Annotated in this window: 18 protein-coding genes; 9 read left to right on the top strand and 9 right to left on the bottom strand. The window is 60.3% G+C overall.

Features of this window, described 5'->3' with window-relative positions; all coding sequences use genetic code 11:
• Positions 1 to 78: 78 nt before the first annotated feature.
• Positions 79 to 825 (bottom strand): glutamine ABC transporter substrate-binding protein GlnH, encoded by a 747-nt coding sequence (glnH, locus tag L1P05_RS10990; RefSeq protein WP_012849137.1) that lies wholly within the window; start codon positions 823 to 825, stop codon positions 79 to 81.
• Between the two features lie 334 nt (positions 826 to 1,159).
• Positions 1,160 to 1,588, bottom strand: a complete 429-nt coding sequence (locus tag L1P05_RS10985; protein WP_012849134.1) for a nucleotide triphosphate diphosphatase NUDT15 — start codon at positions 1,586 to 1,588, stop codon at positions 1,160 to 1,162.
• 271 nt (positions 1,589 to 1,859) lie between these two features.
• On the opposite strand from L1P05_RS10985, the gene fruB reads away from it, so the two are divergent.
• Genes fruB through fruA form a run of 3 tightly spaced genes read left to right on the top strand, consistent with a single transcriptional unit; the run spans position 1,860 to position 5,643 of the window.
• The gene (gene fruB, locus L1P05_RS10980) at positions 1,860 to 2,996 is read left to right on the top strand and encodes a fused PTS fructose transporter subunit IIA/HPr protein (protein WP_012849133.1); all 1,137 of its coding nucleotides are present in this window, start codon (positions 1,860 to 1,862) and stop codon (positions 2,994 to 2,996) included.
• A complete protein-coding gene (fruK, locus tag L1P05_RS10975; RefSeq protein WP_012849132.1) occupies positions 2,993 to 3,931 on the top strand; it encodes a 1-phosphofructokinase in 939 nt (312 codons plus the stop codon). The genes fruB and fruK overlap by 4 nt, the downstream gene beginning before the upstream one ends.
• 14 nt (positions 3,932 to 3,945) lie before the next feature.
• A complete protein-coding gene (fruA, locus tag L1P05_RS10970) occupies positions 3,946 to 5,643 on the top strand; it encodes a PTS fructose transporter subunit IIBC (protein WP_012849131.1) in 1,698 nt (565 codons plus the stop codon).
• Between the two features lie 83 nt (positions 5,644 to 5,726).
• Here fruA and cycA read toward each other — a convergent pair whose 3' ends face one another.
• The 3 genes from cycA to L1P05_RS10955 form a co-directional block, all read right to left on the bottom strand.
• Positions 5,727 to 7,145: a D-serine/D-alanine/glycine transporter gene (gene cycA, locus L1P05_RS10965; RefSeq protein WP_034167915.1), complete on the bottom strand. Its 1,419-nt coding sequence runs from the start codon at positions 7,143 to 7,145 to the stop codon at positions 5,727 to 5,729.
• A 294-nt stretch (positions 7,146 to 7,439) separates the two neighbouring features.
• Positions 7,440 to 8,036 carry a bifunctional murein DD-endopeptidase/murein LD-carboxypeptidase gene (gene mepS / locus L1P05_RS10960; protein ID WP_012849128.1) on the bottom strand — a complete coding sequence of 199 codons (597 nt, stop codon included), beginning with the start codon at positions 8,034 to 8,036 and terminating at the stop codon, positions 7,440 to 7,442.
• Positions 8,037 to 8,482: 446 nt separating this feature from the next.
• Positions 8,483 to 9,478 (bottom strand): CobW family GTP-binding protein, encoded by a 996-nt coding sequence (locus L1P05_RS10955; RefSeq protein ID WP_012849127.1) that lies wholly within the window; start codon positions 9,476 to 9,478, stop codon positions 8,483 to 8,485.
• A gap of 406 nt (positions 9,479 to 9,884) precedes the next feature.
• Between L1P05_RS10955 and L1P05_RS10950 the strand changes: the two genes are divergently transcribed.
• The 4 genes from L1P05_RS10950 to L1P05_RS10935 all read left to right on the top strand — a co-directional run bounded on the left by L1P05_RS10950 (position 9,885) and on the right by L1P05_RS10935 (position 14,635).
• On the top strand, positions 9,885 to 10,187 hold the full coding sequence (locus tag L1P05_RS10950; RefSeq protein ID WP_226064098.1) for a hypothetical protein: 303 nt from the start codon (positions 9,885 to 9,887) through the stop codon (positions 10,185 to 10,187).
• A 211-nt stretch (positions 10,188 to 10,398) separates the two neighbouring features.
• Entirely contained in the window at positions 10,399 to 11,151 is a 753-nt protein-coding gene (locus L1P05_RS10945) for an FCD domain-containing protein (RefSeq protein WP_012849125.1), read from the top strand.
• 165 nt (positions 11,152 to 11,316) lie between these two features.
• The gene (locus L1P05_RS10940; protein WP_012849124.1) at positions 11,317 to 12,876 is read left to right on the top strand and encodes an EAL domain-containing protein; all 1,560 of its coding nucleotides are present in this window, start codon (positions 11,317 to 11,319) and stop codon (positions 12,874 to 12,876) included.
• A 175-nt stretch (positions 12,877 to 13,051) separates the two neighbouring features.
• Positions 13,052 to 14,635 (top strand): methyl-accepting chemotaxis protein, encoded by a 1,584-nt coding sequence (locus L1P05_RS10935; protein WP_012849122.1) that lies wholly within the window; start codon positions 13,052 to 13,054, stop codon positions 14,633 to 14,635.
• 79 nt (positions 14,636 to 14,714) lie between these two features.
• Here the strand turns inward: L1P05_RS10935 and L1P05_RS10930 are convergent, their stop codons facing one another.
• Positions 14,715 to 16,187, bottom strand: a complete 1,473-nt coding sequence (locus L1P05_RS10930; protein WP_012849121.1) for a mannitol dehydrogenase family protein — start codon at positions 16,185 to 16,187, stop codon at positions 14,715 to 14,717.
• Between the two features lie 406 nt (positions 16,188 to 16,593).
• On the opposite strand from L1P05_RS10930, the gene uxuA reads away from it, so the two are divergent.
• A complete protein-coding gene (gene uxuA, locus L1P05_RS10925) occupies positions 16,594 to 17,784 on the top strand; it encodes a mannonate dehydratase (RefSeq protein ID WP_012849119.1) in 1,191 nt (396 codons plus the stop codon).
• Positions 17,785 to 17,861: 77 nt separating this feature from the next.
• Here uxuA and yeiP read toward each other — a convergent pair whose 3' ends face one another.
• Both yeiP and mtr read right to left on the bottom strand, forming a co-directional pair.
• A complete protein-coding gene (gene yeiP, locus L1P05_RS10920) occupies positions 17,862 to 18,434 on the bottom strand; it encodes an elongation factor P-like protein YeiP (protein WP_012849118.1) in 573 nt (190 codons plus the stop codon).
• 186 nt (positions 18,435 to 18,620) lie between these two features.
• Positions 18,621 to 19,871, bottom strand: coding sequence for a tryptophan permease (gene mtr, locus L1P05_RS10915; RefSeq protein ID WP_012849117.1), 1,251 nt, complete (start codon positions 19,869 to 19,871; stop codon positions 18,621 to 18,623).
• 273 nt (positions 19,872 to 20,144) lie between these two features.
• Here mtr and L1P05_RS10910 point away from each other — a divergent pair, with 273 nt between their 5' ends.
• Positions 20,145 to 20,405 (top strand): YkgJ family cysteine cluster protein, encoded by a 261-nt coding sequence (locus L1P05_RS10910; protein ID WP_012849116.1) that lies wholly within the window; start codon positions 20,145 to 20,147, stop codon positions 20,403 to 20,405.
• A gap of 4 nt (positions 20,406 to 20,409) precedes the next feature.
• On the opposite strand, the gene L1P05_RS10905 is transcribed toward L1P05_RS10910, so the two are convergent.
• Complete coding sequence (locus L1P05_RS10905) at positions 20,410 to 21,609, bottom strand: sugar efflux transporter (protein ID WP_012849115.1); 1,200 nt, start codon at positions 21,607 to 21,609, stop codon at positions 20,410 to 20,412.
• Between the last annotated feature and the right edge of the window lie 10 nt (positions 21,610 to 21,619).

The raw sequence follows: 21,619 nt of genomic DNA, 5'->3' as shown, positions 1-21,619 counted from the left end.
GATTCTCCTGGTAAAACCGTATGTGTTACCGTGCAACGCCCGCGAGGGCAAAGGGGCGCCCCGCGGGCGCCCAAAGTATTACTTCGGTTCGACGCCGAACCATTTTTTATAGATAGCTGCGTAGGTCCCATTCGCTTTCAGGGTTTTCAGCGCACCGTTGACCTGCTCGCGCAGCGCATCGCTGCCCTTCGGGAAGGCGATGCCGTAGGCCTGGGCCTCCAGCGAGTCGCCGACGGCCTTAAACTGACCGTTGCCCGCGGTTTTAATAAAGTAAAGGATGTTGGGGGTATCGTGCAGGACGGCGTCGGCGCGGCCGGTTGCCAGCTCCAGATAGGCGTTATCAATATTAGGGAACTGACGCAGATCCTTGCTCTTTACGTGCGCCTTTGCATAGTCTACGCCGGCCGTGCCGCTCTTCACGGCCAGCACTTTGCCGTCCAGATCCTTCACTCCGTGGATCTGCGCGTTGTCGCTCTTCACCATGACCATCAGGCCGCTGTTGTAGTAGCCATCGGAGAAGTCGATGGCTTTCTTGCGCTCCTCGGTAATGCTGATGCCGGCCAGCGCCAGATCCACGTTACGGGTCTGCAGCGCGGGAATGATCCCGCTGAAGTCCATCGGTTTCAGCGTATAGCTTAGGTGCAGCTGCTTCGCGATGGCATCCCACAGGTCGATATCGAAACCGACATATTTATCGCCCTTTTTAAATTCGAATGGGACGAACGCCGTATCGGTGGCGACGATCAGCGGTTTTTCCGCAGCCTGAGCGCTGACGGCGAAGGCCAGCGCCAGGGCTGCCACGGAGGCTTTCAACATTGCTTTCATCGTAATGGTTCCTTGTCTTTGCGATAAGCCGCTTGTGTTTGCTCTGGATATAATGAAAGAAACGTGCCAACTATTTATTTATATTTATTATCAAGTGATTATATTTATCACTGGCAGAAATGCGCAGCGATGGGGCAGGCGCGGGGCGGGGATGTGCACCATTTGAGTGCGTTATGGTCGATATTGGTGCGATAGCGGTTTATGCGTTAACCGTTTTGGTGCAGTAGCCGTAGAGGATGGTGCGAGAGAAGATTATCTTACTCATATTGCTTTATTTTTGTTCAGCAGGGCGAGTGCACTGGAGCGGTGCGGTTTTGACCGCACCGCAGCGCCGCTACGCCGGCGTAGCGCAGTAGGGTTGCTGGGTGAGCCACAGCTGAACGCCCTGCTGACAGGCGTCAAAGCAAGGCTGCGGCAGCTGACGCGGATCGCACCATTGCCAGCATTCACATTTATCCGGTTCGCAGCGTTGGGGCGTGGCCGCCGCTGGCGCGCTGACCTGCATAATAATAGAGACGTTGTGCACCCCTTCGTCATGCCAGGTTTGCAGATTATTGGTCACGCCGACAAAGCGCGGCGTATCGATGTGCAGGCCACACTCCTCGGCCACTTCACGCATCGCCGTCTGCTCAAAGGTTTCTCCCTGCTCAACGTGGCCGCCGGGGATCGACCAGTAGGGTGCGTGGCTGCCGCAGCGTTTTCCGAGCAAAATCTGGCCAGCGGCGTTCACGATGATCACGCCGACCCCCACTTTTACCGTCATGCTTGTTTCTCCATCAGCAAATTTCAGCGCTTATTGTCGCACGTCAGCGGTGCTGACAACAAACTTCAGCAAAAATGTGCTGAAGGTCTAAAATATGTACAGATGCGGCGGGAAGTCCTTGCGTAACGGCGCGCGTCGGACCACACTCACAAAAACGATTCAGCGTCGTAAACCTCGGCGACCTCATGGTAACGCCGGTTTTTTTCTCCCGCAGCGCTGAAACGATTCAATGCGCCGGCGGCGCACGCGGCATGACGGACGAGGAGCATCTATGTTTCATCTGACCCTACAGGATATCCATCTGGCAGCGGAGGCTGACAGTAAAGAACAGGCCATCAGGCAGGTGGCGGCGGCGCTGGTCGCGGCGGGCTACGTCGGCGAGGGCTATGTACAGGGCATGCTGCAGCGCGAAAAGCAGACGCCGACCTACCTGGGGAATGGTATCGCGATTCCCCATGGCACGACGGATACCCGCGATCAGGTGCTGAACACCGGGGTTCAGGTGTTTCAGTTTCCGCAGGGGGTGGCGTGGGGCGAGGGACAGCGGGCCTATGTGGTGATCGGCATCGCCGCCAAGTCCGATGAGCACCTGACGCTGCTGCGTCAGCTGACCCATGTGCTGAGCGACGACGGCGTAAGCCGGGAGCTGGCGCAGACCACGTCGGCGGAGACGCTGCGCAGCCTGCTGTTGGGTGAGCGCAGCGTTGCCGAGTTTCGCTTTGATATCAGCATGGTGACGCTGGGGGTGGAGACCGACAGCCTGATGACGCTACAGGCGCTGAACGCCGGGCGCCTGCAGCAGGCGGGAGCGGTCGGCGGCGAGTTTGTCAGCGATGTCATCAGCCGCGCGCCGCTGTGTCTGGGGCAGGGCATTTGGCTCTGCGACAGCGCGCTGGGGGTTCAGGCGAGCGCGGCGGCGCTGGCGCGTCCGCGTCAGCCCTTTACGCTCGATGGGGAGTCGGTGGCGCTGCTGCTGACCGTTGCGATGGCCGATGCGCAGCCGGAGGGGATGCTGGACTACCTGAGCCGTCTGCTGCAGCGTCAGCAGGCTGAACGTTTGCTGACGGCTCAGACCCCGGCAGAGGTCGTTGCGCTGCTGACCAGCGAGCTGACGGAGAGCAATGAGTCTCTGAGCGCCGAGTTTACCGTTCGTAATGAGCATGGCCTGCACGCCCGACCGGGCGCGCAGTTGGTGAATACCATTAAGCAGTTTGCAAGCCAGATAACCGTTGCCAACCTTGATGGCAGCGGGGTTCCGGTCAATGGCCGCAGTCTGATGAAGGTTGTCGCACTGGGGGTTAAAAAAGGCCATCGTCTGCGTTTTACTGCCAGCGGCAGTGATGCGCAGCAGGCATTGGACGTTATTGGTCAGGCCATCGCGAATGGCCTTGGCGAGGAAATATCATGAGTAGACGAGTTGCAACCATCACCTTAAACCCAGCCTACGATCTGGTTGGCTACTGTGCGGAGATTGAGCGCGGTGAAGTTAACCGGGTACAAACCGCCGGGCTGCACGCCGCGGGTAAGGGGATTAACGTTGCCAAGGTGCTGAAGGATCTCGGCATCGATGTGACCGTGGGCGGATTCCTGGGCAAGGATAACCAGGATGGATTTCAGCAGCTGTTCAGCGAGCTGGGTATCGCCAACCGTTTTCAGGTGGTTCCGGGGCGCACCCGTATCAACGTAAAGCTGACCGAGAAGGATGGGGCGGTCACCGACTTTAACTTCTCCGGCTTTGACGTCAGCAAGAGCGACTGGGATCGCTTCGTTAATGACTCCCTGAGCTGGCTCGGGCAGTTTGACATGGTGTGCGTCAGCGGCAGCCTGCCGGCCGGCGTTGCGGCGGATGATTTTACCGACTGGATGCGCCGCCTGCGCAGTCAGTGCCCGTGCATCATTTTTGATAGCAGCCGCGAGGCGCTGGTCGCCGGGTTGAAGGCGGCCCCTTGGCTGGTGAAGCCCAACCGCCGCGAGCTGGAAATCTGGGCCGGCCGTGCGCTGCCGACGCTGGAAGACGTCGTCGGTGCTGCCCACGCGCTGCGCGATCAGGGGATCGCCCACGTGGTGATTTCGCTGGGTGCGGAGGGGGCGCTGTGGGTTAACGCCTCCGGCGCCTGGCTGGCTAAGCCGCCTGAGGTGGACGTTATCAGCACCGTCGGCGCCGGTGACTCGATGGTGGGCGGGCTGATCTATGGCCTGATGATGCGAGAGTCCAGTGAACACACGCTACGGCTGGCTACGGCGGTTTCTGCCCTGGCGGTCAGCCAGAGCAACGTCGGCATCAGCGACCGCACGCAGCTGGCGGCGATGATGGCACGCGTGGAGCTCGATCCTTTTAACTGATTGGGGAAGGCCATATGAATACCCTACTGATTACGGAAGGTGCGCAGGGCGAGGCCCGTTGTTTCCTAGCCAGGCGTATGCTGGAGGCCGCCGCCGCCCAGCAGCAGATTACCTGGGTTACCCGCCCGCAGGATGCGGCGCTGGTGCTGTTTATCGGTGACGATACCCCGCAGGATGCCGCGCTGGAGGGCAAACCGCTGTACCGGGGCTCGGTGGGCGAGGCTATTCGTCAGCCGGCGGAGCTGTTGGCACGTGCGCAGCGCGATGCCTCACCCTATCACTACGCGGCGCCGCGACAGGAGCGATCGCACTGCCTGCGGCTGGTTGCGGTCACCGCCTGTCCGACGGGCGTTGCGCATACCTTCATGGCGGCGGAGGCGCTGGAGGCAGAGGCGCGCCGTCGCGGCTGGCAGGTAAAAGTGGAGACGCGGGGATCGGTAGGGGCGGGCAACGCCATCACGCCGCAGGAGGTCGAGGAGGCCGATCTGGTGGTGGTGGCGGCGGATATTGAGGTGGATCTGGCGAAGTTCGCCGGGAAACCGATGTACCGCACCAGCACGGGGCTGGCGCTGAAGAAGACGGCTCAGGAGCTGGATAAGGCGCTGCAGGAGGCGGAGATCTACCGCCCTCAGGCGTCTGCGCCGTCCGGGGCCGCGGCGTCGGGGAGCAAGAAAGAGGCGGGCGGCGCGTACCGTCACCTGCTGACCGGCGTCTCCTACATGCTGCCGATGGTGGTGGCCGGCGGTCTGTGTATCGCGCTTTCGTTCGTCTTTGGTATTCAGGCCTTCAAAGAGCCCGGCACGCTGGCGGCTGCGCTGATGCAGATCGGCGGCGGCACCGCCTTTGCGCTGATGGTGCCGGTGCTGGCGGGCTATATCGCCTTCTCCATCGCCGATCGTCCCGGCCTGACGCCGGGGCTGATCGGCGGGATGCTGGCGGTTAGCCTGGGGTCGGGATTTATCGGCGGGATCATCGCCGGCTTTCTCGCCGGCTACGTCGCTCGGGCCATCAGCAGCAGGCTTACCCTGCCGGCGAGCATGGAGGCGCTGAAGCCGATCCTGATCATTCCGCTGCTGTCGAGCCTGATCGTCGGCCTGGCGATGATTTACATCATCGGCACGCCGGTGGCGAAGATCCTGGCCTGGCTGACCCACTGGCTGCAGACCATGGGCACGGCCAATGCGGTGATCCTGGGCGCGGTGCTCGGCGCGATGATGTGTACCGACATGGGCGGACCGGTGAACAAGGCGGCCTATGCCTTCGGCGTCGGCCTGCTCAGTACCCAGACCTACGGGCCGATGGCGGCGATCATGGCCGCCGGGATGGTTCCGCCGCTGGCTATGGGGCTGGCGACGCTGGTTGCGCGCCGCAAGTTTGCCCAGAGCGAGCGCGAGGGCGGTAAGGCGGCCGTGGTGCTGGGGCTGTGCTTCATCACCGAAGGGGCGATCCCCTTTGCCGCGCGGGATCCGATGCGGGTGCTGCCGTGCTGCATTCTCGGCGGAGCGCTGACCGGGGCGCTGTCGATGCTGTTTGGCGCGAAGCTGATGGCGCCGCACGGCGGACTGTTTGTACTGCTGATCCCCGGCGCGATCACCCCGGTGCTGCCTTATCTGCTGGCGATCTTGGCCGGGACGCTGCTGAGCGGACTGCTGTATGCGCTGCTCAAGCGGCCGGACGGCGCGCCGCAGAGCCAGGCGAGCAAAACGGCGTAGTCGCGTAAGCGATACCGAGCGGGGGCGTCGAGAGATGCCCCCGTTTTTTTATCTGTTGACCCCCTGCTAGGCAGGGGGCTGTTTTAGGCGGCCTCGTCGCGGGAAAGCGCTGAGGGACGCTGGGTGAAGCGCCAGCCGATGGCCAGCGCGATAAACCACAGCGGCGTGACCATCAGCGCCTGGCGCGTATCGGTCTCCAGCGTGAGCAGGATCAGTACGCCAAACAGAAAGGCGAGGCAGATCCAGCACATAACGCTGCCCAGCGGCATCTTATAGCCCGAGGCAGCGTGTCGCTGCGGATAGCGGCGGCGATAGACCAGATAGCTACACAGAATGATCGACCAGACGAACATAAACAGCACGGCCGAGACGGTGGTGATCAGGGTAAAGACGGTGATCACGTTGGGGATCAGATAGAGCAGCACGACCCCTCCCAGCAGACACAGGCAGGAGAAGAACAGCCCGGCGGCGGGCACCGACTGACGAGAGAGGCGGGCGAAGCGGGCCGGGGCCAGACCGCTTTGCGCCAGTCCATAAAGCATGCGGCTGGTGGAAAAAATGCCGCTGTTGGCGGAGGAGGCCGCCGAGGTCAGTACCACAAAGTTGACGATCCCCGCCGCGGCCGGCAGCCCGGCCAGAATAAACAGCTCCACAAAGGGGCTCTTGTCGGGCACCACCTGCTGCCACGGGGTGACGATCATGATGGTGCACAGGGCCAGTACATAGAACATGATGATACGCAGCGGTATCGCGTTGATCGCTCTGGGGAGGACTCGCTGCGGATCGCGGGTTTCCGCCGCCGTGGTGCCCACCAGCTCAATGCCGACAAAGGCGAAGACCGCGATCTGAAATCCGGCGAAGAAGCCACCGATCCCGTGGGGAAAGAGGCCGCCGTGCCACAGGTTGCTGAAGGCCGCCTGCTCGCCGGAGGGGGCGCGAAAGCCGCCGATGGCCATACCCAGTCCAATCAGGATCAGGGCGATAATGGCGACGATTTTAATCATCGCAAACCAAAATTCAGTTTCGCCGAACATTTTGACCGTGACCAGATTGAGCGAAAGCAGCAGCACGACGCAGGAGAGCGAAATAATCCAGTCTGCCAGGTGGGGGAACCAGAAGTGGGCGTAGGCGGTAATGGCGACCACGTCGGCCATGCCGGTGACGACCCAGCAGAACCAGTAGGTCCATCCGGTAAAATAACCGGCGCGGGCGCCGAGCAGATCGGTCGCGAAATCGCTGAAGGATTTATACTCCAGGTTAGAGAGCAGCAGCTCACCCATTGCTCGCATTACAAAAAAAAGCATAAACCCGATAATCATATAAACAAAGATAATAGATGGTCCGGCCAGGCTGATGGTTTTCCCGGAGCCCATAAACAGGCCGGTGCCGATAGCGCCGCCGATGGCGATGAGCTGGATATGACGGTTATTAAGATTACGCTGCAGATGTCCGTCGGACGTCGCCTCGCGTTGCTCTGCTGCCGCTGTGAGTCGTTTCCCCATGTCTGCTCTCCCCGAATGGGCTGTTGTGTTCGAAATGCGCGCGTCCGACGGTTCGCCTCCTGCGACCGTCACTCCCGATGGCCGTCCTTCGCTAACGATAGTAGAAAAGAACGGCAGGTTTGAATATGGGGAGTTTAATGAAATGTTAAAAAATAGTGTTTATTAGCGGATTGTGGGGGGAGTGTGCCGTGCTATCGCCGTGGAGTAGCGCTTTATTTTGGTTTCTATATTTATAGCAATAAAAAACGCTGCCGTAGCAGCGTTTTTTAGGACAGGGGGAAACGTAGGGACGCCTTAGCTGTGGGTATTAGCCTGCGCCAGCTGAGTACCGGAGAGTACCCGGCGCGCTTCACGGTAGCGTTTATTCCAGTAGGTATCGTTCAGGTTGGAGATCGTAACGCCGCTGCTGGTGGACGCGTGAACAAACTGATCGTTGCCCAGATAGATGCCGACGTGACGGCCCGTGGACCCGGCGCGGAACAGTACCAGATCGCCGATGCGCAGCTTAGAGCGCTTGATGGCGTGGCCGGTGCCCTCCTGCTGTGAGGTTGAGCGCGGCAGCTCCAGACCAAACTGTTCGCGGAAAGTACGTTGAACAAACGCCGAGCAGTCGATGCCGCGCTTGCTGTCGCCGCCCAGGCGATAGCGTACGCCTTTCCAGCTGGCGTATTGATCCATAATCTTGGATTTAACATCCAGATTGCGCACCATCTCCTCAAATTCATCCTGAGACGCCTGTAGTAATAGATTGTCTTTGTTGTTGACTACATGCGTATCAGTTTGTGCGTAGCGATCGGAGGGTGTCGTAGTACATGCCGAAAGCAACACTGCGGCGGCGATAGCGGGCGCCAGACGCAGAATGTATCTCAGAACTGGTTGAGACTTGACCATTATAAACCGTTTCCCTTGTTGTCCTTAACGACCTGTTATGTCGCTATCTGAAAATTACCCTTCCAGAGACTAATTTCCACGTGGGGTACTGACAATCGCGCTGAGGCAGAATTGTGCAGCAGAACACACTTTTTGTCCTGATTTCCGCTATTCACAGCGAAGACGCGCTGCGAACGGGGGGACATGGCCGGATTAAACCGTGCGTTATCGCGTATCCTGCCCAGATATTCAGTAGAAGCCACTGTGCTAATCACATGTAAAACAAGTCAATTATATGACCTATTTTCTAGATTACGCGCCCCTCTATTATATTGAGGAAAAAGATAAACGGGGAGAGATATCTTATCCAAAGGTAAGCAATGGTTTAATTTGACACACTTAGTAATATATTCGGCGCGAATTTGCCCGCGTCGGCGCGCCGGAAAGGCGAGGGCGCACCGACAAGGCTATATCGTGGACGTCTCCTGTCGGCGGGTGCGCAGCGCCAGCAGGGCGCTCTGCAGCGCGTTCCAGTCCGCTTCGGCATCATGGATCACTTCGATACGACTGTCCGGCGGCGGCGTTTGGCGGGTCTCTATCTGTAAATCCGCCCCCTGGCGGTTAACACAGAGGGTACCCTCGGCCACCCGCACGGCGCCCTTAATGCGGAGCAGCGGGGTTAAGCGTACCCACTCCAAGAGGCCGATGGTGTCAAAGATGCTCTCTTCGCTGAAGACCCAGCCACAGCTAAAGTAGCCTTGGCCCTGGTTGAGCGCCCGTCGCCAGCCCTGCCCGGGCCGTAGCCGCAGCGCGGCGATGCCCGACGCCGGGGCGGACGGCGCGTGGTGATGGCGTGCCTCGGGCAGCGCTGCCGTGCGGGCGCGCGGGCGATCTAGCCAGGCGGGATCGATCTGTCCGCGCTGGGTTTCGAGCAGCGTTCGTTCATCGCCCTGGGCCTGTTGCCAGCGACGCAGCGCGTCGCGTGCGTCGTCGTCATAGGTATCTATTTTATTGGCGACGATAATATCCGCCGCCGCCAGCTGATCGCGAAAGTTCTCGTTATTCTGCAGTCGCGCATCGTTGAGCTGGCGGGCATCCAGCAAACACAGCGTCGCCTGCAGCGTCAGCCAGGCGCTGTAGACCTCGCTCTCCAGCAGGCGCAGGATCTGCGTGGGGTGACCCAGTCCCGTCGGCTCGATCAGCAGTCGGTCAGGCTGCGTTTTCAGCAGCATGTTCAGCCCTATTTGCATCGGCAGACCGTTGACGCAGCACATACAGCCGCCGGGGATCTCTTTCAGCTGAGCGCCGCTGTCGGCGAGCAGCGCGCCATCGATCCCTATCTCACCAAACTCATTGACCAATATCGCCCAGCGCTCCTGGGCGGGCTTATTTGCCAGCAGGTGGCGCAGGGTGGTGGTTTTTCCGCAGCCCAAAAAACCGGTGATCACATTTACGCGGGTCATGCGCAGTTCCCTTGTTATTAGAGGCCATGGAGAGCGCCGCTGGTTTTGTGAGATATCAGACATTCTTAGGAAAAATGCGCGCGGAAACAACCCTATTTTTTAAGCGTTTTCTCGGTACTGGCAATGCATTCGCGACGTTACCGGTAAAGATATGAGGTGAAATTGGTTTTTTATGCTGGTCACTTATTTTTTATTAGCTTGTGATGCTGTTTTTGCCTTCTGAAAAGAAATAACTGAAGTTTTGATCTGCATTGCCGTTAGTAATCAACGAGTTCTGCTATTTTTTAGGAGAGGTGTTAACAAGGAATGTCACCGTTTTTTCATCCGCGATCGACGTTTGGCGAGATGAAAAGACGCAGTAACTTGACGACGGGAGTGATATATGAGGCGTGAATGCTTATCACTAGTGAAGATTGTCGTTATGGGGATGTTGCTGGGGGCCGGATTGGCCAATACCCCTGCCCAAGCCGCTGGCTCGGGCGTGGTACAGTTTGGTGGTATGATTGTGGAGGATGGTTGTCAGTTTAAAATAGTGAATAATCAGGTCTATTCCGAGTGTTATCGGGACGGTAAAGCCCAGACGGCGACACGCAGCGTTGCGCGGGCGCAGCAGGGGGCCATGGCCCTACCGGCCCAGGTTGGCGAGAGCCATCTGACCTGGCTGGACGAAGCGCATGCACAGGCGCTGATCACCGTCTCTTATCGTTAAGCGTGTTCTGCCTGGAACGTCCCCTGCCAGCGCAGGGGCGTTCTTCATCATCATAAGCATTATCTGCCCGCGCGCCCGCGCCGTCCTTTTTCTTAATGAATTCATGCTGTGATACAATCAAAGCCACTATAGCGGCACGTTAATATTGACAATTGGTCTGTCCAATTGGTGCATTTACTCCGCAGATGCGGCACAGCCAGAGGGGCACGTCATGAGATTGTATCAGGAAGTCGGCAATACGCTGCGCGCCGCCATTGCGCGCGGCGACTACCCCATCGGAGATCGTCTGCCGCCGGAGCGCGATATTGCCGAACATTTTGACGTGAGCCGCAGCGTCGTGCGCGAGGCGCTGATCATGCTGGAGCTGGAGCATCTGATCGATGTGCGTAAAGGCTCCGGGGTATACGTCGTCGCGTTACCGCAGAATGTGTCCTCTGCGCGGGTGCGGAATCTGGATGAGAACACCTTTGGCCCCTTTGAGCTGCTGCAGGCGCGCCAGCTGCTGGAGAGCGAGGTCGCGGCCTTTGCCGCGACGCAGGCGACCAAGTCCGATATTCTGAAGATGCGCCAGGCTATCGAGCAGGAGCGCCTGGCGCTAAACGCCGGGTGCGCCGATGAGAGCGCGGATGAGCAGTTTCACTGCCTGTTGGCGCAGTCGACTCAGAACAGCGTACTGGCCGGAATGGTGGAGGATGCCTGGCGCGCGCGCAAGCATAACCCGCTGTGGGCGGGATTGCATGGCCATACCCAGGATTTCAGCTACCGCTGGGACTGGCTGGAGGATCATCAACGGATCCTGCAGGCGGTGCTACGGCGCGACGCGCGTGACGCTAAACAGGCAATGTGGCAGCATTTAGAGAATGTTAAGGCTAAGCTATTAGAGATCTCCAATCCAGACGATCCGGGATTTGACGGCTATCTGTTTGATTCTACGCCGGGGGTACTGGGCGGCATGGCGCCATAGCACGCCACCGGTCCCGTCTGCGTCGGGCGCATACGCCGGCGGGGGCGCCGCAGAGTGGAGAGCGGGTTTTGCCCTTACGCAGCGTCTGCGTGCGGGACAGTCTATGCGCGGCACACGCTGCCTACGCGCCGAGCAGGTGCGCTGAGCGGGAGGTAACAAACGCAAATGATTCATCTGGGCGGCGAACGATGGCGCAGCTATCTGCGTCCGCTGCTGTCTGCGGGCGCGGTGGTTATAGTGCTGCTACTGGCTACCGTCACCATCTCCTGGCAGGCCTCGCGGGGATTGGCTGAGTCGGCTAAACAGCGGCTGACGCTGGCTATCTGGCAGATCGATGAGGCGCTGGACAATGCCCAGACGGCGGCCGATGCGGTTCGGCGCTACGCCGGACAGCCCTGCGATACGGCGTTGCATAATATGCTGGCGCTTCAGGCGACGACGGTACCCGACGTGCGATCGGTCAGCCTGGCGCAGGCGAACGCTATCTACTGCTCCTCTCTCTACGGCGCCTTTCATGCCGAGGTCGGCTCTGACCACTACACCCAGAACCGCTTGACCCTGATGCCGGGTAACCGGATTACGCCGCACCGCTCGCTGGTGGTGTTTCGTGAGGCGGGGCCGGGGGATGCCAGCGTACTGGTGGGGATAGACGGCTACTACCTGCGGAATATTCTGCGATCGCTCAGCACCCCGACGCCGCTGTACCTGCATATCGGTGCGGGCTGGATGGATCCTCAGGGCAAGGTTGTCGATGCGCCGCCGCCGGTGGACGGGCGCCACTTTGTCCACAGTGCGTCGCGCTACCCGATCTCGGTCGCCACGGCCGTTCCGATCGGCAGCCACTGGGCGTATATTCTGGACTACTCTCGCGGTAGCCTGGTGCTGTTTTTGGTGCTGGCCATCGTGTTCGGGGTTGGCACCTACCGCTTGGTGGGGCAGGTAAATTCGCCGGTCTCCTATCTGCGCGAGGCGCTACGGCGTCATCAGTTTATCCCCTATATTCAGCCGGTGGTCAACGGCGCGGATGAGTCGCTGAGCGGCTGCGAGATCCTGATGCGCTGGCAGCATCCCCAGATGGGGCTGATCCCGCCGAATAACTTCATCCCTCTGGCGGAGGACAGCGGTCTCATCGTTCCGATGACGCGCGATATTATGCAGCAGGTCAGCGATTATTTTGCGCCGCGCTGCCATAGCCTGCCGGCGCATTTTCACTTTGGCTTTAACATCAGCGCCAGCCATTTTAACGATCTGAGCCTGGTTGAGGAGTGTCGACGCTTTATTGATGCCTTTGCCGCCAACCCGATTCGGCTGGTGCTGGAGCTGACCGAGCGTCAGCGAGTGCCGGACGGAGAGCTGACGGAGCAAATCTTTCACGAGCTGCGGGCGCTGGGGGTACTGCTGGCGCTGGACGATTTTGGCACCGGGCACTCCAGCCTGGCCTATCTACAGCGTTATCACTTCGACATCATCAAAATCGATCAAAGCTTCGTGCGGATGATCGGCAGCGACATGCTGTCGGGTCACATTGTGGATACGGTGATCGCGCTGGCCAAGCGGCTGGATATGGTCACCCTGGCGGAAGGGGTCGAGACCGAGGCGCAGCTGCAGCATCTGCGTGCTTATCGGCTGGATTACCTGCAGGGATATCTGTTTGGTCGTCCGCTGCCGCTGCCGGATTTTACCCGGGAGTGGTTGACGAGCGTCGTTCGGCAGGCGCGTCGGTAGCGCCGGGAGCATACCCCGGGTGAGGCTCGGGGTATGTCCTCGGTCGGATCGGTGTTATACGATATTTGTATAATTTATACGCGGTTATTCATATTTAAAAAAGTGATAAAGAAATGGGGTACCCAGCCGATAATCCTTAACTCATGAGTGCAAATGACAAGAGAATATCGGTAACATGTTTTCTAAAATTAAAATAGCCAGACTGCTTCCCATTATAATTGTTACAATTTTTTCAATTCAGGCAGTTTCATTTATATTCTTCTACGATGTTATTAATAGTGACGCCGAACATATTCAAGAAAACTACCAGTCACGGCGTAATGTCATGTTTTTTAGCGACGCATGGATCAACCTGGTTCAGGCGCGCTCCACGCTGAGAGAGGCACAGAATCAAGCTATTGCAGCGACGGTCGATCGGGAGCGGATGAAGGGGCTCTTCTCCCGCGCCGATCGGCGGATTGCCGAAGCACGCAGTAATTATGTGGCTTATAAAGATATTCCCGACGTTGACGGGCTGGATATGAATGTTGTCAATCGGGTAAATAATGACTTCACGAAATATCTTTCCACGGTGTCTAAAATAGCTGAACTGCTTAAGCAGAATGATATTCCGCGCGCCGCGGAGCTGAATCAACAGCTTATTGCCCTGAATATTGAAACACAGCATGCGTATAATCTATGGCAGGAAGAGCATGATCGATTAATGGAGGTCGGGGTGCAGAACAGCCATCACGCCAGCCAGATCATGAAGTGGGTGCTGCTGCTGCTGGCGCTGCTGTCGCTGCTGTGCCTGTTGCTGTGCTGGGTGTCGGTCAAGCAGGCGATGCTGATACCGCTGCAGAGCATCATTCGCAGCGTACAGCGCATTGCGCAGGGCGATCTGACGCAGCGCTTTCAGCGCCATGGCAAGAGTGAGATGGGGATCCTGGCCGCGCATATCGACGATATGCAGCGGGCGCTGCGGGAGATCGTCGCGTCGGTGCGCCATAGCGCCAGCGCCATCTACTCCGGCGCCGGAGAGATTGCCTCTGGGGGCAGCAATCTGGCCTCACGCACCGAGGAGCAGGCCGCTGCGCTGGAGGAGACCGCTGCGAGCATGGAGCAAATGACCTCCATTGTCGATAAGAATACCGATAGCTCACGCTACGTGGCGCAGCTGGCCGGCGAAGCAACCCATACGGCGGAGTCCGGTGGACTGGCCATCGCGGAGGTGGTCAAGACCATGGAGGAGATCGCCGGCAACTCGAAACATATCGCCTCCATTACCAATGTTATCGATAGTATTGCTTTCCAGACCAATATACTGGCGCTTAACGCCGCGGTGGAGGCGGCGCGGGCCGGCGATCAGGGACGCGGCTTCGCCGTCGTGGCCAGTGAGGTGCGCAGTCTGGCGCAGCGTAGCGCCCAGGCGGCGAAGGAGATCAATACGCTGATCGCCTCGTCGGTGGAGCGGGTCAATCAGGGCAGCGTCAATGTGTCGGCGGCCGGCGCCACCATGGCGAATATCATTAGCGCCATTACGCACGTATCCGGTCTGATCGGGGAGATATCGTCGAGCGCAGAGGAGCAGAGCCGTGGGATTGCCCAGATCAACCAGGCTATCAACCAGATGGACACGGTGACGCAGCATAACGCCACGCTGGTGGAGGAGTCCACGGCGGCCTCCCATGGGCTGGAGGGACAGGCCAAGGCGTTGACCGAGATCGTGGCGGCGTTCAACGTCAGCGATGCGGCGGCGCTAGCGCCCGCGGCGGCTTAGGTTTATCGATAGCATGGCACGCCCGGTGCGTGCGCGCACAGTCTGCCGCCGTCGGGCGGCAGACTGCGTTGGGGCGGGATTATGCCTGGCTTGCCAGCGCAGCGCAGGTGCGGGCCGCACCCTGCTGCATCAGTGACAGGTAGGCGGCGGTTACCGCCTCGACAAAGCGGGGCTCCTGCGGCAGCGCGTCGCCGAAGACCGCGCTGACGCTCAGCAGCGCCTGGACACGCTCTGCGCCGTCGGCGCTGTTGGCTACGCACTGCTTCAGGGTTTCCGCCATCGGATCGCGGAGATCGATAGCCTGGCCTGCGTCATCGGTGCCGCTGACATAGCGCATCCAGCCCGCGACGCCCAGCGCCAGACAGGGGAAGGCGCTGTCGTGGGCCAGATGCCAGCGAATGGAGTCCAGCATACGCTGCGGCAGCTTCTGGGTACCGTCCATGGCGATTTGCCAGGTGCGGTGCTTCAGCGACGGGTTGCTGTAGCGTTCGATCAGCAGCGCGGCATAGCGCGCCAGATCGACGCCGCTGACGCTCAGGGTCGGCGCCTGCTCCTGCAGCATCAGGCGATGGGCATCCTGACGGTAGGCGGCGTCCTCCATGCAGTCGTTGATGTGCTCATAGCCCGCCAGATAGCCCAGGTAGGCCAGGAAAGAGTGGCTACCGTTGAGCATACGCAGCTTCATCTCCTCATAGGGCAGTACATCGCTGACCAGCTCGGCGCCGACGGCTTCCCACGCGGGACGTCCGGCGACGAAGTTATCCTCGACCACCCACTGAATAAAGGGTTCACAGGCGATGCCGCACGGATCGTCGACGCCGAGGGCGGCGCCGATCTGGGTCAGGGTCTCCTCGGTGACCGCCGGGACGATGCGATCGACCATGGTGCTGGGGAAGGTGACGTTGTCGGCGATCCACGCCGCCAGCTGCGGATCGCGCGCCTGCGCCAGATCCAGCACCGCATTTTTCACCACGTGGCCGTTTTCCGGGATGTTGTCGCAGGAGAGCACGGTGAAGGGAGACAGGCCGCGCTCGCGGCGCAGACGCAGGGCCTCCACGATTGCGCCGGGGGCGGACGCCGGCTGCTGCGGGTGCGCCAGGTCGGCCTTAATCAGCGGATTGTTGAGATCCAGACGACCGCTGCCCGGCTCGATGCAGTAGCCTTTTTCGGTGACCGTCAGGGAGACGATGGCCACCTGCGGCTCGGCCATCTTTTCGACCACGGCCTCGATACCGTCGAGGGTGGCGTGCAGCGATTCATGCACCGCGCCGATGACGCTGGCCTGGTTATGGCTGGCGCCTTTCTCCAGCACGCTGTACAGATGATCCTGCTGGCGCAGCTGTTCGATCAGGGTTTCGCCGCCGATCAGGTTGACCTCACAGTAGCCCCAGTCGCCGCCCAGCGTGTTCAGGACGCGATCGGTAAGCAGCGCCTGATGCGCACGGTGAAACGCGCCAAATCCCAGGTGTACGAGGCGGGATTTCAGGGCGCTGCGATCGTAGGAGGGGCGCTGTACGTCGGCCGGTAAGGTATAGTTGGCGAGGTTATTCATTCGTAACTCCATCTGATGGATGACGGAAGCAGCGCCGCCCAGGGCGGCCTGTTTCGTTGCTATAGCCATAAAAGGTGTTAGACCACTTGCTGATGGCGCTCAGCGGCATGGCGCCTGCTTTTCCCGGCGTCGTCGGTTTGGTCTGACAGCATCACACAGGCTTGCAGTCTAAATTGATATGATAGAAAATCAAATTGGTTAGTCCAAAATTCCCCGATAATCGTGAGGCGGATCAACCAATCACACTTTCGCTTTTGACAGCCGCATCCGGATGCGTCAGGGTAAAGCTGAGTGATATCTGTGTCGATTTGGTATGACAGATTATGCCGGCGGAGGCCGTAAAGCGTAAAATCTGTCTGACCCGTCACAGGAAGACCCGTTAACACACCGCAGAAGGTAACAGTAGATGGAACAAACTTGGCGTTGGTATGGCCCGAACGATCCGGTTTCCCTTGATGATGTCCGCCAGGCTGGGGCCACCGGCGTAGTGACGGCGTTGCACCATATTCCAAACGGCGAAGTCTGGAGCGTAGAAGAGATTGAAAAACGCAAAGCGCTGTTGGCCGAGAAGGGATTGACTTGGTCGGTGGTGGAGAGCGTTCCGGTTCATGAGGAGATTAAAACCCAAACCGGTAACTACCCGCGCCATATCGACAACTACAAGCAGAGCCTGCGCAATCTGGCAGCCTGCGGGATCGATACCGTCTGCTATAACTTCATGCCGGTGCTGGACTGGACCCGTACCGATCTGGAGTACGCGTTGCCGGACGGCTCCAAGGCGCTGCGCTTCGATCAGATCGCCTTTGCCGCCTTTGAGCTGCATATCCTGAAGCGCCCGGGCGCCGCAGAGGATTACAGCACGGAAGAGCAGGCGCAGGCCAAGGCCTACTTCGACGCGATGAGCGAGGCCGAGGTGGCTAAGCTGACCGCCAATATCATCGCTGGTCTGCCGGGGGCGGAGGAGGGCTACACCCTGGATCAGTTCCGCGCCCGCCTGGCGGAGTATGACGGTATTGATAAAGCGACGCTGCGTGAGCATATGGCCCACTTCCTGCGTGAAATCGTGCCGGTAGCGGAGGCCTGCGGCCTGCGTCTGGCGGTGCATCCGGACGATCCGCCGCGCCCGATTCTGGGGCTGCCGCGCATCGTCTCTACCGTAGAGGATATGCAGTGGCTGAAAGAGGCCGTCGATAGCGTCTACAACGGTTTTACCATGTGCACCGGGTCGTACGGTGTGCGTGCCGACAATGATCTGGTGGCGATGATCGAGCGCTTCGGCGATCGCATTCACTTTACCCACCTGCGCGCCACCTGCCGCGAAGCCAACCCGAAGAGCTTCCACGAAGGGGCTCACCTGCAGGGCGATGTCGATATGTTTGCGGTGGTCAAGGCTATCTTGACGGAGGAGTCTCGCCGTCAGCAGGCCGGGGACATGCGTCCGATTCCGATGCGTCCGGACCACGGCCATCAGATGCTGGACGATCTGAAGAAGAAAACCAACCCGGGCTACTCCGCCATTGGCCGTCTGAAAGGGCTGGCCGAGGTGCGCGGCGTCGAGCTGGCCATCAAGCGGGTCTATTTTCCGCAGATGAAGTAACGGCGCGGGCAACGGCCTAACAATATAAAGGGGGGACGCCGCGGCGTCCCCCCTTCCGTTTGCGCTAGACGTCGGGTTTAGTCGGCGCGGCCCATAAAGCGACGCTCTTCAACGTGAATGCGAATTTTCTCGCCGTTGCTCAGGTATTCCGGCACCTGCACCACCAGGCCCGTTGACATGGCGGCCGGTTTGGTGCGCGCGCTGGCGGAGGCGCCCTTGATGCTCGGCGTCGTCTCGACGATCTCCATATCAACGGTCTGCGGCAGCTCCAGCGCCAGCACCTGGCCTTCCATCGTCAGCACCTGCATGCCCGGGATGCCGCCTTCCGGGATAAACAGCAGTTCGTCTTCGATCTGCTCTTTCTTGAAGGTGTACGGGGTGTAGTCCTCGTCATCCATAAACACATACTCGTCGCCGTCAATGTAGGAAAAGGTGACGGGGCGACGGCTTAACGTGATGGTTTCCAGCAGGTCGTCGCCCTTAAAACGCTCTTCGACCTTCAGCCCGGTACGCACGTCGGAAAAACGCATTTTGTACAGGGTTGCCGCGCCGCGCGCGCTGGGGGACTGGATATCAATATCGCGGACCAACAGCAGTTTACCGTTGTAGTTTACCGCCATACCGCGTTTGATCTCGTTAGCTCTGGCCATGATTGCAATACCTTAAAAAAACAGCGGGGTTATTCGGCCGCGCTCCCCCCGGCAGGAGTGCCTCTGGTGGGACGCGGTCAGGTGGCGACACACTACCCGCCCGCTGCCGTTCAGGCAAGGGGAGGCGGCGTAAAAAGTCGGATCGGCGGGAGAAAAGCGTCCCCCGCAGGAGAGGGCGCCTGGGCGTTAGCGGTAAATCGGTAACAGATTGAACAGAGAGAGAATATGGGCCACGGCGTTAAGCAGGCCAAAGGCGATAACCAGGATGATGACCGCCGCGCCGCCGGGGACGCGATAGCTCGCCTGTGAAAAGCGGCGACGGCTGGCGCGTGCCATCAGCGCCGGGACGATCACCGCCCAGATCGTTGCGGCCAGACCGGCAAAGCCGATGGCATACAGAAAGCCATTGGGGAACAGCAGGGCGCCGATCGTCGGCGGCACAAAGGTGATCAGTGCACTTTTGGCCCGTCCGCTCGGGGTGTCTGCAAAGCGCAGCATATCTGCGATGTAGTCGAACAGACCCAGCGAGACGCCGAGGAACGAGCTGGCCAGCGCCATATAGGAGAAGGCGTTCAGCAATTGTGTTACCAGCGGACCGCTGGCGACGCTGCCCATCTGCTTGAGCAGGCTGCCGATATTGCCACCTTCGGCGATGATCTGGCGGAAGGCGGCGCGGCTGATATTGCCCTGAATCACGTACTGCCAAAAGATGTAGATAACCAGGGCGATCAGGGTGCCGTACAGCAGGCTGCGTACCACGGCGCGGCTGTCTTTGTTGTAGTACTTGACCAGCCCCGGCACGTTGCCGTGGTAGCCGAACGACGTCAGCAGGTAGGGCAGCGCCGCCAGCGCGTAGGGCAGGTAGTTCGCCTGGGTGTCCGCGCTGTCGAACAGGATCGCGCGGTCGACGTGGGTAAACATGTCGCCGGTCGACAGCAGGAAGGTGATCACCATTCCACCGATCAGGATGGTGCTCAGGCGATCGACCGCGCGGGTTGACAGCCAGACGATAAAGCCAACCAGCAGGGCGAAGACCCCGCCGGCCAGCGGCTGTCCCACCTCGGCCAGCGGCGCCAGGGTATGGGTGATGATGGAGCCGCCGGCGGAGATGTAGGCGTAGGTCAAGATGTACAGCACGAAGGCGATCGACAGCCCGTTGATGCTGTTCCATCCCTTACCCAGCAGTTCGCCGACCATGGTGTGAAAGCTGGCGCCCGCCGGATAGTGCAGGTTGCTTTCCAGGATCATCAGACCGGACAGATACATGCAGGCCCAGGTGACGATCAGCAGCACGACGGAGAGGCTAAACCAGACGCCGGCGGTGACGACGGGGATCGAAAACATACCGGCGCCGACGGCGGTGCCGGCGATGATCATCGCACCGCCCAGAACGGAGGGGCGCTGCAGCGAGTGAGTCAAGGTCTGCTCCATGGTCATGGGATGTTGCTCCTGGAAAGAATTCTTGTGTACTAGCGCAATGGTACGATGCCGCGCGCGGAAAGTAAACCGTTTACGCGGTGGCGGAATAAGAAAAAGGGCGACGACTCACCGCCGCCGCGGGCGCGGTGCCCACGACGCGCAGCATTTCACCGGTGGGGGGGTAGCGGCGGCGGCGGCGCTCTGGTAGGGTATGCGCCCGGCGTGCGGGGCGGCGTTTTTTTATCCACCCGCGCGCATCAGTGACCGCCCTCAGGCGGCAAGGAGAGAGTGATGGAGTGTCGTAGCGACTGCGGTGCCTGCTGTATTGCCCCGTCGATATCCAGCCCGATTCCGGGGCTGCCGCAGGGCAAACCGGCGGGGATCCCCTGTCCGCAGCTGGATGAAATGATGCGCTGCCGCCTGTTTCATAGCCCCGCGCGTCCGGCGGTGTGCGGGCAGCTGAAGCCCTGCGTTGACATGTGCGGACAGAGCCGCGAGGCGGCCCTGAGCTATCTGCGGCATCTGGAGCAGGCGACGGCGCCGGACGCATAGCCCCCTACGGCGCCGCGACCGCGCGATCTGGCTTCATCTGCAGCAGACAGGCGAGGGCGATGAACAGCATCACCAGCGCCACCGGGAAGACGGATGCGTAGCTCCAGATCTCCGCCAGCGCGCCGGCTACGGAGCCGGCGATGATCCAGCCGATGCGTCCGCTGGTGGTGAACAGCGTCGTGGCCGATCCCGCTTGCCCCGGCATCAGATCCTGAAAGTAGAGCATGCCGATCCCGGCCAGAATACCGATAAATACCGCGTTGAGCAGCTGCAGGGCCAGCAGCGCCCACGGGTGGGTGATCCACAGCAGCCCGCCGTAAAACAGCAGACCGGCCACCAGCGCCAGGAGCATCAGCCGCCGTTTTCCCAGCCGCGCGGCATAGACGCCGGCGATCAGCATCGTCGGGATCTCCAGCCCGGCCGCGGTTCCCATCATCAGTCCCGCCAGGCGCTCCGGCAGCTGCAGCTGGTGGCTGATATACAGCGGCATGTTGATCAGGTACATGCTGTTACAGGTCCACATCAGGGTGGCGCAGGCCAGCAGCAGCAGGGTCTGGCGCCGATTACGCCGCGGCGCCTGTGCGCCACCGCGCGGCGTCTCTGCCGTCCGCGGCATGGATGGCAGCCAGCGCCAGACAATGGCGGCGCACAGCAGAAAGGTGAGGGTGGCGGCCAGATACATAAAGGTGAAGCCCCAGCCCAGCGCCATGGCGAAGGCCAGCGGTGGGCCGATCACCCAGGCCAGGGAGATTTGCGCACGCAGTACGGAGCTGAACATCACCGCCTCTTTGCCACAGCGATCGGCGTACTCGCGCGCTAGGGCAAACATCTGCGGGTTGGCGGTGGAGCCAAAGCTGGTCAGGCAGACGCCGACGATCAGCAGAAGATAGTAGTTACGGTTGTAGGCGAACAGCAGGCAGCCCACCGCTCCCAGCAGGCAGCATAGCAGGATCAGCTGTTTACGATCGCCGCGCCGATCGGAGAGGCTGGCGAGCCACTGGCTGACGATGATGCCGATGACCGCGCTGCCGGTATAAAACAGGCCGACCATCAGCGGGCTGCCGGTGACCTGGCTGGAGAGAAACAGGCTCAGCGTCGGGGTCTGCAGCGCCCCGGCGATCCCGGTAAGAAACGCGACGATCAGGAAAGCGCTGCCGGTACGATCGGGTAAACGGCGGGCGAGAGTGCGGGCAAAAGTCAGCATGAGAAAACCG

The organism is Edwardsiella piscicida, assembly GCF_021733145.1.
Lineage (GTDB): Bacteria > Pseudomonadota > Gammaproteobacteria > Enterobacterales > Enterobacteriaceae > Edwardsiella > Edwardsiella piscicida.
Note: the sequence above shows the minus strand (reverse complement) of the source record. Positions and strands in the feature narration are given on the sequence as shown.

Coding starts and splice junctions, on each gene's coding strand:
- fruK (WP_012849132.1), top strand. CDS start 2,993: ATGAGTAGACGAGTTGCAACCATCACCTTAAACCCAGCCTACGATCTG.
- fruB (WP_012849133.1), top strand. CDS start 1,860: ATGTTTCATCTGACCCTACAGGATATCCATCTGGCAGCGGAGGCTGAC.
- L1P05_RS10930 (WP_012849121.1), bottom strand. CDS start 16,187: ATGAATAACCTCGCCAACTATACCTTACCGGCCGACGTACAGCGCCCC.
- L1P05_RS10985 (WP_012849134.1), bottom strand. CDS start 1,588: ATGACGGTAAAAGTGGGGGTCGGCGTGATCATCGTGAACGCCGCTGGC.
- uxuA (WP_012849119.1), top strand. CDS start 16,594: ATGGAACAAACTTGGCGTTGGTATGGCCCGAACGATCCGGTTTCCCTT.
- L1P05_RS10910 (WP_012849116.1), top strand. CDS start 20,145: ATGGAGTGTCGTAGCGACTGCGGTGCCTGCTGTATTGCCCCGTCGATA.
- cycA (WP_034167915.1), bottom strand. CDS start 7,145: ATGGGGAAACGACTCACAGCGGCAGCAGAGCAACGCGAGGCGACGTCC.
- L1P05_RS10940 (WP_012849124.1), top strand. CDS start 11,317: ATGATTCATCTGGGCGGCGAACGATGGCGCAGCTATCTGCGTCCGCTG.
- mtr (WP_012849117.1), bottom strand. CDS start 19,871: ATGACCATGGAGCAGACCTTGACTCACTCGCTGCAGCGCCCCTCCGTT.
- glnH (WP_012849137.1), bottom strand. CDS start 825: ATGAAAGCAATGTTGAAAGCCTCCGTGGCAGCCCTGGCGCTGGCCTTC.
- L1P05_RS10945 (WP_012849125.1), top strand. CDS start 10,399: ATGAGATTGTATCAGGAAGTCGGCAATACGCTGCGCGCCGCCATTGCG.
- mepS (WP_012849128.1), bottom strand. CDS start 8,036: ATGGTCAAGTCTCAACCAGTTCTGAGATACATTCTGCGTCTGGCGCCC.
- L1P05_RS10935 (WP_012849122.1), top strand. CDS start 13,052: ATGTTTTCTAAAATTAAAATAGCCAGACTGCTTCCCATTATAATTGTT.
- fruA (WP_012849131.1), top strand. CDS start 3,946: ATGAATACCCTACTGATTACGGAAGGTGCGCAGGGCGAGGCCCGTTGT.
- L1P05_RS10905 (WP_012849115.1), bottom strand. CDS start 21,609: ATGCTGACTTTTGCCCGCACTCTCGCCCGCCGTTTACCCGATCGTACC.
- yeiP (WP_012849118.1), bottom strand. CDS start 18,434: ATGGCCAGAGCTAACGAGATCAAACGCGGTATGGCGGTAAACTACAAC.
- L1P05_RS10955 (WP_012849127.1), bottom strand. CDS start 9,478: ATGACCCGCGTAAATGTGATCACCGGTTTTTTGGGCTGCGGAAAAACC.